Consider the following 12,696-nt stretch of genomic DNA (forward strand, 5'->3'; position numbering starts at 1 on the left):
GGCGCCAGCCCGAGTTGATCCGCGATCACCTCGGGCTGCACGTTTGCCGCGGAGGCAGACGTGCGGGTTGGGTGCACGAGCGGATCCTCGGGCGCCCAGGCAACGACGGGTCTGCTTGGCAGCGATCAACGCTCGGGGCTGTGAATCGTCACAAGCCGCCCCCGCGAGCCCCGCGTCGGCCCGACGAGGCCATTAGCTTCCATCTCGCGTAAGATCCTCGAAGCTCTGTTGTTGCCGATTCCGAGCTCGCGTTGAAGTGCTCCGTTGGTAATCGTCTCCCGGCGTGAAGCGAACTCGACGGCGCGGACGTAGTCTTCGTCAGTGTGTTCCTCGTCCGGGCCGAGCGCGACCTCTAGCGTCGGGCGGACTCTCAAGAGATCGACCAGCGACCGCGCTTGCGCCGAGGTGACGAGCGGCGTGAGTACGCGTTGGAGAGATGCCGCACCCGGCTTCCGAAGCAAGAGGTCGCCGAACGGGAGTAGTTCCTCTGCGCCGTTCTGGTCCAGGACTGTTCTGGAGTCTTTTCTCGACGCCACGTGAAAACACGCTCTGGCTGGAAAGCTCGAACGGATTGCGTCGGTCAGAACTGTCGTGCGTGTCGACTGAGTGAAAAGAAGTAGATGGATGCCGACCTCTCTCCCCATCTGTGCGATCTGCGGCAACAGCTCCTCCGCAGTGCGCTTGGACTTCGCGACGATCGGAGTCAGCTCAGAGATCACTACGACCAAGAACGGCATCGGGTCGCCCTTTACGCTGTGAGCGGCCGCACCACGAGATGCTCGGCTGGATCTGAGTGCGCGGTTGAACTCGCCCAGCCCTCCGACGCCAGCGTCCCTCAGCCTGGACTGCCGTTCTTCTATCTCGGAGACAACCCACCCCAGGGCACCGAGAGCCTCCTCTGGATGTCGAACGACGTCTCCAACAACGTGGGGCGCCTCTTGATAGACGCCGAGGTCCAATCCGAGCGGGTCGAGAAGGACGAGCCCAAGCTCGTCAGGCGCACATCGGCAAAGCAATGTGCAGAGGACTGCGTGGAGGAGGGTCGATTTGCCCGTGCCCGTCGCCCCGGCAACCAAGAGGCCGGGCAGCTCGGCGAGGTCAAGGCTCTGAGTGACTCCAATGGTGTCCTGTCCAATCGCAATGCTGAGCTTGGATTCCACGTTTGCGAACGACTTCGATTCCAGGATTTCTCGGAGATGAATATCTTCGCGCTCGTCGTTCGGAAGGCGGATGCCCACAACTGCCTTGCCTGGTAGTGGCGCGAGGATTTCGATGGCCGGCGCTCGAAGAGCGAGAGCAAGATCGCTTCGGTAAGTTGCGACCTTGTTGACCTTGACGCCTGCGGCGGGCTCATACTCATACATGGTGAAGACCGAGCTCGGGTGGACTCGGACGACACGGCCGGCGATAGCGAAGTCCGCAAGCTTCTTTTCGATGATCTTGGAGTTCATCAGGAGCGAGTCTCGGTCGTAGGATCGTTCCGGATGCGGGTCGGCGAAGATGGAAAGTGAGTCATTCACGCCCGGTGCAAGTGCGATGTCTGCCGCTCCGGAGTCTCGGTTACTACGTAGTCGCTCAGCTTCTCTGCCCAGCCAGGCATCGCGAGCCGCGGCGAAGGCGCTTTGGGCGCGGAGCAGTAGGGGTTTGCGAACTGGCGATTGGGTCGAGTCCGCACGTTTGGCGCTGGATGTCTCGAGGTTCCATGGCGACGGCGGGACGTCGCTTGCCTGTGAGGTGTGTGCAGGCCCCATTGACCCGAGTTCCTCGAGCCGGCGGAGCAGTTGGTCCGCGTCCGTCCCGAAGCTCACGTGCCTCAGCTCGGCGCATTGGATCGACGACATCGGCCAGAGCGAACTGGGCAGGTCGGAGCGCCTCGGCATCTGGGTACCTCCCACGAGAACGGGAAGGACTGTGATGTTCGACTCCAAGCCGCGCTCGATCTCGATGCGGACGTAGTCGGTGGCGTCGTCAATGCGCCGGTGGGGAGAGTCGCGAGACCGACCTTCCCAGCGTGGCCCGATAACGACGAGCATCAGTTCAGATTGAGCGACCGCCTGTTCGACGACGTCAAGAAAGTCGACGCCTGGGGGGATCGTCGCGTCCACATCCATGAAGACTCGCTCGGCGTCTCCTAGATAGTCGACCAGTCGATCGTAGAGACGGCCGGCGTGCCCGGCGTCCTCGCGGCGATAGCTGATGAATATCTTGGAGATCATCGCACTCGGTATCAGGTTGTCGTGCAGGGCGGGGGCACCGAAGAGGCCGTAGCGAAACTAGCGCTACTACCCAACCGCGACGAGTCCACTGGATTTGGACTGATCGGTCGAATCTTGCCGATGCGCTTGGGTAAGCAGGTCGAGTCGGGGGGGGAATAGATTCGCGAGTCGCCAAGACCACGCTTCCGATCATCGCTTTCGGATGGGGTCAGCAATTGAGTCCGGCGCGAATGGAGTGCCGAAGGTGGTGGGGAGGTGGTCGTCTTGGATCATTCCGCCCAACGTTCCAAACGACGAGCGTCGGGGGACGAGCGACCTGCCGACCACGATCATGATTCGAAGGTCTTTCGGGCGGTATGCGAAGGCCGTGTTCGAGCCGATCGTGAACTCGTGCGGGCCGGCGGTCGGACGCCAGGTCGGCTTCGGATGTCTCTCCGATCCCCAAGGAGGAATCGAAGAGCATCTGGAGAAGCCAAGGCTACGCACGCCCGACACAGGCGCTGGAACTCGACGAGGTCGACCGTCCGAAGTCGTTCGCGGGACAGGTGCTGATCCGCGTTCGGGCGATGATGATCAATGCGAACGACATCGACGGCTGTTGAGGATGCCGAGCATCTTGGTGTGCCCAGAAGCGGTGGGGAAATCATGGATTCGAGACCTACGGTGTCCTCCGCTGTGAGTCGGAGCGATCGCGGGTACGCGGGATCGCGGGAAGCAATCGTTGGGATCGTTCGGGTGCCTATTCAAGGCCCACTGCGACCAGGCCCTGCCCCACATGGCATGGTCAGTGCGCCAAGCAGCGCCCGAGGACTCCCCACACTCCGATCCCTTGGCTTCCTAGGTGGTGCATCGGAGGTTCGAGTCGTGTCGGGGGCGCTGGAAAGGCGAATGGAATCAGGTGTCAGCGATGTCTCACCCAAAACACTGCGGACGAACAGCGAGTCCGGCCACATGGGGGGTCGATCAGCCGGCCGGGTCTTCGTCGCTGCGCCTCGCAACGACCACGCACGCCGTCAGGTCCCCATCACGTTGACCGCCGTCCGGCTCATGTCGGGCACGCCGTCGACGTCCAGGATCATCATGATCGCGAGGCCGGCGAAGCGGCCGAGCAGGGTGCGGACGAAGATCCCGAGGAAGAGGCCGATCACCACGCGGACCCAGGGCGGGGACTCGATCAGCGAGTCGAGGCTGCCGCTCAGGCGGCGCAGCGGCGCCGGGGGGAGGTGATAGCGGCATCCAGTCCTCCGTGCCAGGGTGCGACGAGGCGTCAGCGAGGGGAGCGACGGCAGTCACGGGATCGTCCTCGGTGAAGCGCGTCTCCACCGCGATCACGAGCGGCTAGGGTTCTCGAATGCCGCGGACCGCCGAGTCAGTGAACGTCGATTCCGGACCGCTCGAAGCGCCCACACGCGCGCCCGACGCGATCGCCGAGTGGGTCGATCGGCACCTGCACGGGCTGATGGGCGACGACGCGGCGGCGTCGCCTCGTTTTCGGGGCGGCCAGGCAGCCGCGGACGAAGCCCTCGAGCGATTCGACGTCGGGGGCTACGCCTCGAAGCGCAACGTCGTCGAGCCGGCGCAGGCGCGCGGTGCGTCCGGTCTCTCGCCGTGGATCCGGCACGGATACCTCCCGCTGACGCGAGTGTGGGGCGCCGTCGAAGGCGGGCCGCCGCGCGATGTGGCGAAGTTCCGGAGCGAGCTGCTCTGGCAGGAGTACGCGCGCCACCTCTACGCGAGGATCGGTCGCGCGAGTGGGCGTTCGCTGCGTTTCGCCGCGGTCGAGCGCGGGGCGGGACGGATGGGGGCGCGGGCGTCGGCCGGGATGGCGTGCATCGAACGCCTGCGCGACGAGCTCCACCGCGACGGCTGGATCCCGAACGCTTCGCGGATGTGGGTCGCGTCCCATTGGAGCGTGCGCGGGCAGGGCGGGTGGCGCGACGGCGAGGATCGCTTCTTCCAGCATCTGCTCGACGGCTCCCGGGCGGCGAACCGACTCGGCTGGCAATGGACGGCCGGGGCGCAGACGGGGCGCCTCTACACGTTCGAGCGCGGTCAGGTCGAGCGGCAGGCACCGGATTGGTGCCGCGATTGTCCGCGGAACGGCGACTGTCCGATCGAAGGGGCGCCGAATGTCGAGGCTCCGGTCCATGCGGCGATGCCGGCCCCGGGGCTGGGTCGCGTGCGCGACGCGAGGAGCGGAGCCGGGCCGTCGGCGGTCGTCGATCGAGGCGAGCCCGAGGCCGTCTGGCTGACGGCCGAGTCGCTCGGGCACGCGGATCCGGCGCTCGCGGCCCATCCGGAGCTCCCGGTCGTCTTCGTCTTCGATCGCGGGCGTCTCGCGAGATGGCGGCTCTCGCGAAAGCGCCTCGTCTTTCTCGTGGAGGGGCTCGCCGAGCTGGCGGAGCATCGTTCCGTCGCGCTCCACGTCGGGGATCCCGCGCGGGTCCTGGCGGGGCGCCCGCTGGCCGCCACCCATGCGCCCGTACCCGGCTGGCGATTCCTGGCGACGCGACTCGAGATCGCGCAGGAATACCCGTGGCCGTGGCTGGTGGCCCCGCACGCCGGCTCCATCGGGTCGTTCAGCGCCTGGAGGAAGAAGATCACACCGCCGAGGTCGAGTGGTCCGCAGCAGGACCTCGGGCTCTAGCGAGCCCCGGATCGCGCGCGAGTCGGGGGCCGGGGGTGCCGTGGCCAGGCCCATTCGTCATGCTTGGTCGACCCGCTCCTCGTTCAGGGCGCCGCCTCCGGCCAGGCGCCTCGGAGAATCGACCGTGCGAACGATCTCGCCCCCTGGCAGCTACCACGACGAACGTGAAATCGAGGCGGTGACCGACCTGCTCCGATCGAGCCACCTGCAGATCGGAGAGAACGTCGAGGCCTTCGAGGCCGCGGTCGCGTCGTTGATGGCGAAGAAGCACGGCGTGATGGTGAACTCGGGCACGTCGGCGCTCTACCTGGCCCTCGACCTCCTCGATCTCGAGCCCGGCGACGAGATCATCACGTCCGTCCTGACCTTCTCGGCGGACATCGCCCCCATGGTCCGCGCGGGCGTCATCCCCGTCTTCGTCGACGTCGACGAGACGGGCTACCAGATCGACGTGACGAAGATCGAGGAGCGGGTCGGGCCGAGGACGAAGGCGATCCTGACGCCGAACCTGATCGGCAACTGCCCCGACTGGGACGTGATCCGGGACATCGCGGATCGCCACGGTCTCAAGGTCGTCGAAGATACCTGTGACGTCCTGGGCGACACGCGGCTTCGCGGCACGCCGACGGGGACCCGCGCCGATCTCGGCGTGACGAGCTTCGCCGTGACGCACTCGATCACGGCGGCGGGCGGAGGAGGGCTGGTCGGCCTCGACGATCCGGACCTCCTCGATCGCTGTCTCGTGAAGCGACGCTGGGGGCGCCGGTCGGAGCGGTATCTCTTCGGAAGCAAGCGCGGCCAGAGCGATCGGTTCAGTGCGACCGTCGACGGGCTCGCCTACGACAACATCTTCGTCTTCGAGGAGCCGCTCGTGTGGAACTTCGAGCCGACCGAGCTGGCGGCGGCCTTCGGGCGCGTCCAGCTCGAGAAGCTCGACGCGTTCAATCGGCGTCGTCGGGCCAACTTCGAGCGCTATGACGAGTGGTTCCTGGAACACGAGGACCGCTTCATCCGCCCCACGACGACGCCTGGCGTCGAGACCACGTGGATGCTCTACCCCTACATGGTCCGCCCCGATTCGAAGCTGTCACGCGGCGAGACGCAGGAGCTCCTCGAGAAGCAGGGCGTCCCCACTCGGGTCGTCTGGAGCGGAAACATCACCCGCCAGCCCGGCTTCTCGGAGATCGAACGCCGCGACCCCGAGGACGGCTACCCGAACGCGGATCGGGTGATGGAGTACGCGCTCATGCTGCCCACGCACCAGGGGCTGACCGACGACGACATCGACTACGTCCTCGACGTGCTCGAACAGACCCTCGGCTAGCGACGCGATCCCGCCGAGCGACGAAGGAGGCTTCCTGATGCGAATCCGTCCTCTCGACATGAGCGAGTGGAGTCCGAAGATCCTGGCGAAGCTCGCGAGCATCGGCCGCGTCCATGTCGACGACGCCGAACGAGCGACCCCGGATCCCGACGGCGCCGAGCGGAAATCGCCCCCCGGCATGCTGAACACCGTGGTCCACCACCCGGACCTGGTCGAGCCCTTCCTCGACTTCGCCAACGTCATCGCGTTCAAGGGGAGTCTCCCGCGCCGGGAGTCGGAGCTGCTCGCGCTCCGCGTCGCGTGGAACTGCCGGAGCGAGTTCGAGTGGGGGCACCACGTCGACTACGCGCGCGATGCGGGGCTCTCCGACGGGGAGATCGCGCGGATTCCTGCCGGGCCGAACGCGGAGGGCTGGTCCGACATCCAGCGGGCCCTGCTCGAGGCGGCCGACGAGCTCCACACGACCCAGAACGTGTCGGACGAGGTGTGGGCGAAGCTCGCGGGCGTCTACTCCGAGAAGCAGCTCGTCGAGGTGCTCTTCGTGGTGGGGGAGTACACGATGCTTTCGATGGTCGTGAACGCGTCGGGGGTGGCGCTCGAGCCGGGCTTCGATCCGTTGCCCGACGATTCGCTCGCCTAGGGCGTTCCGGTTTCGCGCTGATCGTCGATCACGAGCACGATGTTCGCGATCAGCCCCGTGTCGTCGCACAGGCCGGTCACCGACGCTTCATCGCCCACCACGACGCCATCGGTCACGGCGGTCTCGCTGCCTTCCTCGGTGATCGTCACCGACAGCGCGCGCGTGTTCTCGTCCGTCGTCACCGCGAGCGGTCGCCCGGATCGACACGGATTCACATCGAGGTCGAGCTCGAAGCCGTCGTCCAGGACCTTGACCACCTCGCCGGTCACGAGCAGCTCGCCGGCGCGCTCGACGTCGACGAGGACGAGTGCCCCGCGGATGAAGTCGGGATCGTCCAGCACGAGCACCCCGTCGACGGTCAGCGGGTCGCCCTCGAAGACGTCCTCGAGTGCGAGCGGCGCGCCGGTCGTCGTGAGGATCCGCGTGCCGTTGCCACCAGGCGGTGCGCTCTGGAGCGCGACGTCGATCGGGTCGAGAGCGCTGACCGCCTGATCGGGATCCAGCAGGATCGGGAGGACGTCGACCGTCGGCGGTGCGTCGACCACGCCCGAGAGGCGGAGGGCCTCGCCGAGCTGCACGACGAAGGCGTCGACGGTCAGGAGGCCCTGGCGATCGATGACGGGGCGGCCGGCGTCGTCGATGAGAACGGCCGCTGCGGGAATCTCTTCGGGTTCGACGTCGCAGCTCGTGGGGCGTGGCTGGAGACCGGGCGGCCGGCCGAGGAACCAGATCCGGCATGCGCCGCGCGGCGGGCGCTGGCCGGGCGGGACGCGGACCACGGGAACGGCCGGCAGCGTGTCGTCGACGAGTCCCACGAGCGTGACGGACTCGCCGACCCAGAATTCGTCGAAGAGATCGTCGAGGGCGCGCGGGCGGCCTTCGCTCTCGACGTTGTCGAAGAAGGCGCTGTCTTCGTCGAGGCGGGCCGTAACGCAGCCGCGCTGGGCGGGCAGCTCGACGGTCTCGGCGACGGAGACGGCATCGCAGACGAGGATCTCGTTCTCCTCGGCGTCGACCTCCGCAACGGTGCCCTCGACACGGACGACCTTCTCTTCGAACGCGGCACTCACGAGATCCGCGTGGATGACCGGGCGGAAGAGGAATCGTTCCGAGCCGGGCGGCGCTTCGACGATGTGGATCGAGCGGCCTGCGTCGATGTCGAGCTGGAGGTAGGCGAGCTCGCCGTCTTCGATCTCGATGCAGCCGCCTGGAACGACCTCGATCCGCCCACTGTTCCCGGGGCGCTCGGCGTCGACCCGTTCGCCGTTGGTGAAGACCAGCTCGATCCGGGCGACCTCGAGGCGGAGGCGGCAGTAGCGGCCGGCGGGAACCGTCCGGTGGAGGCCGAGGGGGAGCGAGTGCGTGCGAAGCTCCAGCAGGTCGATCGGCTGACCGTCTCCCTCGTAGAGCACTTCGCGGGCGCCGTCTTCGCCGCGAAGCTCCATTCGGACGACCGTCAGGTTGATCTCGGAGAAGAGGCTCGGGTCGGCCGGCGCATCCGTCAGGAGGATCGCGACGGCGCCTTCGCCGCCGACGGCCGCCGCAGTCGAGGTCGAGGAGGAGCCGCCGCCGCCGTCGGCGCAGCCGAGCGAGAGGGCGAGGAGGGCAACGGCGAGGAACGTCGCCCCTCGCGGCAGAAGGCGTTCGAAGGCGGGCAGCAGCATGGGGGGACCTCGTGATCATTCAGCGGGAGCAGCGCGTGCTCTTCCATTATAGGAAAGAATGCCGGCCGGCAGGGATCAGGCACGCGTGGAGCCCCGTCGACGCGGGGCGGCGGGATTCGGCGAGCGAGGGGAACGATGCGACCCGGCTCGGCGAGAGCGTGCGCCGGCAGGGCCCGTCGCGATTCTTGATGTGGAACTGGCGGTCTAGACGAGCTCGATTGTACGCAGCCGTCAATGGCATAGCTTGTGCCAATAGATGATCGGCCGCCGGTCGGCCCCGCGCGCTCGACCGACCGTCGTACGTCGAAGTGGCGCTTGCGGTTCCACCCACCCGGAGAAGAAGACATGAAGATCGGACTCATTCCCGCGAACATCGGGGCCCCGAACGGCGAGATGATGATCGGGTTGGCCAAGCTGGCCGAGCAGGTCGGCTTCGAGTCGATCTGGACCTTCGAGCACGTGATCATCCCGGTCGACTACGCGTCGAAGTACCCCTACAGCGCGGACGGCAAGATGGGCGTCGACCCCGACGCGAACTTCGTCGACCCGCTGATCGCGCTCACGGCGATCGCCGCGCAGACGACGACCATTCGGCTGGGGACCGGCGTGAACATCCTCTCCCAGGCGAATCCGCTCTACGTGGCGAAGCAGGCGGCCAGTCTCGACTTCGTATCGGGTGGTCGCTTCGAGCTCGGGGTCGGGATCGGCTGGCTCCGCGAGGAGTTCGAGGCCTGCGGGACGCCGTTCGAGCGACGCGGTGCGCGCTTCGACGACTACGTGCAGGCGATGCGGAAGGTCTGGACCGGCGACGTCGTCGAACACGAGAGCGAGTTCCTCCACTGGACGGGATTCAAGAGCAACCCGACGCCGGTCCAGGATCCCTTCCCGGTCGTGATCGGCGGGACCAAGGGCAAGGCATTCGAGCGCGTGGCCCGCTTCGGCAACGGCTGGTTCGCGCCGACCGGGAGTCCCAAGCAGCTCGCGCCGCTCATGGGGCAGCTCGAGGAGGCCTGCGCGAAGGAGGGACGGACCGCCTCCGAGATCGAGGTCACCTCGATGTGGTTCCCGAACCCCGAGGATCTGAGCGACGTCGAGCAGTTCGCCGAGTTGGGCGTCGGGCGCCTCGTCGTGCCGGTTCCGGCGATCGTGAAGGGCAACCCGATCGAGAGCATCCAGGCCTTCGGCGAGAACGTGCTGGCGAAGCTCAAGTGAAGGCCCTTCGAACGCCCGACGAACGCTTCGCGAACCTCCCGGGCTACCCCTTCGAGCCGCACTACGTCGAGGTCGACGACACCGAGGGCGGCACGCTCCGGATGCACTACCTCGACGAGGGGCCCGCGGACGGACCGCCGGTGATGCTCCTCCACGGCGAGCCCACCTGGTCGTACCTCTATCGGAAGATGATCCCCGGACTCGTCGCGGCGGGTCATCGGGTGCTCGTTCCCGATCAGATCGGCTTCGGACGGAGCGACAAGCCGACCGAGAAGACGGACTACACCGTCGCGCGCCACGTCGGCTGGCTCCGGGCGCTCATCTCCGCGCTCGACCTTCGGGACTGCACCTTCTTCGGGCAGGACTGGGGCAGCCTGATCGGCTTCACGGCGGTGCTTCACGAGTCGTCGCGTTTTCGCGCGATCGTCGCGGCGAACGCCGGGTTGCCGGATGCGCCTCGATTCGAACGGATGATGGCCGCTTCGGCGAACTCGCCCGATCCGACCGCCTTCGCCCGTTGGCAGGGCTGGATCGCGGAGCGAACGGAAATGGCGGTCGGTCGATCCCTGCGCGAAGGACTCGTCGGGATCCCGTCCGGCGCGATGGCTCGGATGTCGGACGCCGAGGTCGCCGCCTACGACGCGCCCTTCCCGGACGCGCGCTACCAGGCGGGCGTGCTCGTCTTTCCCGCCCTCGCGAATCTCACGCCGGAAGCGATGGCGCTCTTCGAGTCGGCCTGGAATGTGCTCGATCGCTGGGAGAAGCCGTTCGTGACGGCCTATGGCAAGGCGGATCCGGTCCTCGGCCATTTCGACGCGGTCTTCCAGGAACACGTTCCCGGCGCTCAGGGGCGTCCCCACCGGGTCTTCTCGGAGGGGACGCACTTCATCCAGGAGGACGAGCCGGACGCGCTCGTCGAGACGATCCTATACGCGGCGAAGGCCTGAACCCCGCGAAGCGACCGAGCGGCTCCGCTGCTGCGAGACGAGGGGAGCGGCTCAGTCTTCGTCGAGCCGGCGAGCGACGACGGTGTCTCGCCCTCGCTGCTTGGCCTCGTAGAGTGCCGCGTCCGCGCGCTCCACCAGCGTTTCGGGAGAGCAACGGTTCGCAGGCGCCGCGACGGCGCCGACGCTGACCGTGACGTGGGTGTCCACTCGGGAATCGGGGTGCGGGATCCGGAGGCTTGCAACCGCGTCTCGACAACGCTCCGCCAGTCCTTCGAGCGATTCCGGATCGACGTCGTACCAGACGACCAGGAACTCCTCGCCTCCGTAGCGCGCAACGAGATCGACGGGGCGCTGCGCGCAATGCTCGAGGGCGCCGGCGACGTCACGAAGGCACGCGTCACCGGCCACGTGTCCCAGGGCGTCGTTGAAGCGCTTGAACTCGTCGACGTCGATCATCGCGACGGCGATCGAGAGCTCTCCGCGCGTCGCCAGTCGGTGGACGCGCGCGAGATGTTCGTCGAGATGTCGACGGTTGCGTAGGCCGGTGAGCGGATCGCGTTGGGCCTGCTCGCTCAGACGCAGCTGGCTCAGGAAGCTCGTTCGCATCGAACGTTCGATCTCCCTCGCCGCGGCGAACCCGAGCAGATTGGCTCCGACGAGCGAGATCAGCCCGCGGACCACCTTCGGAGCGGCTTCTCCGAGGACGAGCTCGCTTGCGCCGAGGGAAAGCGCCAGTAGCGCGCCGATGGCGGTGCTGTACTGGATCCGCAGGCCGCTCAGGACGTAGACGCCGAAGCTCAGGAGGACCGCTCGGTGGATCGTCCAGCCGTGACCGAGGAGCTGGAGATGGATCACGATTCCGGCGATCGTCAGTCCCGTGATCGCGCAGCCGATGAAGGCGACCGGCAGGTGCCACTTCAGTCTTCGCTCATCGGAGGCGATCCAGGCCAACAGCAAGAGCGCGGGGACCACGACGCCGATCCGAACCGGGGCTGACCAGGCGAGGACCTCGGCCGGCATCGATCGAATGTCACCCAGGGTCGCCATGCCGAAGACGGCCGCCGCCACCGCCATGCCGAGGCGCGTACGCGGCGCGGCCTGCTTGAGCATGTAGCCGCGGAATGCCTGGGCGTGCTCCGGCGGAATCCGGTCGTAGTCTTGGGATGCGTGGGTCAAGCGGAGTCGGTCGATTGGATGGGGCCACGGCGATACGTGGAGGGGCCCAGGCGTGTCGTCCCGTCGATCGAGAGAACCCCTGACTGCCAGCATCGACCGCGATCCGAGACGAGTTGAAGCGGATCCGCCAGGAATTGGTTCACCCGGGCACAAATACGGAGTCCCCCCTATGGGGTCGTGGGGGAATGGGCTGATCACGGCTGGAGCAGTGTTTCGCTCCAGGCCCCTTCGACGCGGGCGACGACGGTTCGGGTATGGACCCGGTCTCGGCTGCCCTGCCAGTGCTCGACCCGGTCCGGTTCGAGCCGGAAGCCGATCCAGTCGGACGGGCAGGGGATCGGGTCCGGTAGACGGGCTTCCGCCGCATCCCTCGCTGCGCGGAGGGACTCCGGAGAGTCGAGCGGCTGCGACTGGGCCGAGACCTGGATCATGATCTGGCCCGCCCGAGGGCGTGCCGCGAAGTCCGCCGCGACCTCTTCGTCGCTCAGCCGAACGACGGTGCCGTCGACCCGGGCCTGCTCCTCGATCGGCTCCCAGTAGAAGCAGACGCTCGCGCGAGGATTACCGGCCAGGTTCTGCGCCTTCTCGCTTCGCGCGTCGGTGAAGAAACGCAGGCCCTCGTCGTCGATCGACTTGAGGAGCACGTGGCGAACCGACGGCGAGCCCGTTCCGTCGACCGTCGCCAGACTCATCGCGTTCATGTTCCGGCGCCCCGTGGCGCTCGCTCGCTCGATCGCGTCACGAATGCGCTCGATCGCCTCGGAATACGTCCTGGACACCGCGCTCATGGGGCTTCTCCATGCCTGGTTCGGGCCCCAAGTGGTCGGTCATCCATCGAAGACGGTCAATGGGCGGCGGACCCGGGTTCTC

Annotated in this window: 10 protein-coding genes; 5 read left to right on the plus strand and 5 right to left on the minus strand. The window is 67.2% G+C overall.

The window, feature by feature from the left end; all coding sequences use genetic code 11:
- Positions 1–125: 125 nt before the first annotated feature.
- Together NXI30_05940 and NXI30_05945 are read right to left on the minus strand one after the other, a co-directional pair.
- The gene (locus NXI30_05940; GenBank protein ID MCR9093734.1) at positions 126–2,216 is read right to left on the minus strand and encodes an FtsK/SpoIIIE domain-containing protein; all 2,091 of its coding nucleotides are present in this window, start codon (positions 2,214–2,216) and stop codon (positions 126–128) included.
- Positions 2,217–3,229: 1,013 nt separating this feature from the next.
- Complete coding sequence (locus NXI30_05945; GenBank protein MCR9093735.1) at positions 3,230–3,364, minus strand: hypothetical protein; 135 nt, start codon at positions 3,362–3,364, stop codon at positions 3,230–3,232.
- Positions 3,365–3,567: 203 nt separating this feature from the next.
- Between NXI30_05945 and NXI30_05950 the strand changes: the two genes are divergently transcribed.
- The 3 genes from NXI30_05950 to NXI30_05960 all read left to right on the plus strand — a co-directional run bounded on the left by NXI30_05950 (position 3,568) and on the right by NXI30_05960 (position 6,827).
- Positions 3,568–4,863 (plus strand): deoxyribodipyrimidine photolyase, encoded by a 1,296-nt coding sequence (locus tag NXI30_05950; GenBank protein MCR9093736.1) that lies wholly within the window; start codon positions 3,568–3,570, stop codon positions 4,861–4,863.
- A 124-nt stretch (positions 4,864–4,987) separates the two neighbouring features.
- Complete coding sequence (locus NXI30_05955) at positions 4,988–6,187, plus strand: DegT/DnrJ/EryC1/StrS aminotransferase family protein (GenBank protein ID MCR9093737.1); 1,200 nt, start codon at positions 4,988–4,990, stop codon at positions 6,185–6,187.
- 37 nt (positions 6,188–6,224) lie between these two features.
- On the plus strand, positions 6,225–6,827 hold the full coding sequence (locus tag NXI30_05960) for a carboxymuconolactone decarboxylase family protein (GenBank protein MCR9093738.1): 603 nt from the start codon (positions 6,225–6,227) through the stop codon (positions 6,825–6,827).
- Here NXI30_05960 and NXI30_05965 read toward each other — a convergent pair.
- The gene (locus NXI30_05965; protein ID MCR9093739.1) at positions 6,824–8,491 is read right to left on the minus strand and encodes a DUF4382 domain-containing protein; all 1,668 of its coding nucleotides are present in this window, start codon (positions 8,489–8,491) and stop codon (positions 6,824–6,826) included. The two genes, NXI30_05960 and NXI30_05965, sit on opposite strands and share 4 nt — an antisense overlap.
- Positions 8,492–8,836: 345 nt before the next feature.
- Here NXI30_05965 and NXI30_05970 point away from each other — a divergent pair, with 345 nt between their 5' ends.
- A complete protein-coding gene (locus NXI30_05970) occupies positions 8,837–9,703 on the plus strand; it encodes an LLM class F420-dependent oxidoreductase (GenBank protein ID MCR9093740.1) in 867 nt (288 codons plus the stop codon).
- A complete protein-coding gene (locus tag NXI30_05975) occupies positions 9,700–10,650 on the plus strand; it encodes a haloalkane dehalogenase (GenBank protein MCR9093741.1) in 951 nt (316 codons plus the stop codon). The genes NXI30_05970 and NXI30_05975 overlap by 4 nt, the downstream gene beginning before the upstream one ends.
- A gap of 51 nt (positions 10,651–10,701) precedes the next feature.
- On the opposite strand, the gene NXI30_05980 is transcribed toward NXI30_05975, so the two are convergent.
- Together NXI30_05980 and NXI30_05985 are read right to left on the minus strand one after the other, a co-directional pair.
- On the minus strand, positions 10,702–11,826 hold the full coding sequence (locus NXI30_05980; protein MCR9093742.1) for a GGDEF domain-containing protein: 1,125 nt from the start codon (positions 11,824–11,826) through the stop codon (positions 10,702–10,704).
- Between the two features lie 194 nt (positions 11,827–12,020).
- Positions 12,021–12,614: a pyridoxal 5'-phosphate synthase gene (locus NXI30_05985; GenBank protein MCR9093743.1), complete on the minus strand. Its 594-nt coding sequence runs from the start codon at positions 12,612–12,614 to the stop codon at positions 12,021–12,023.
- Between the last annotated feature and the right edge of the window lie 82 nt (positions 12,615–12,696).

The organism is bacterium (assembly GCA_024742285.1).
Taxonomy (GTDB): domain Bacteria; phylum Myxococcota_A; class UBA9160; order UBA9160; family UBA4427; genus UBA4427.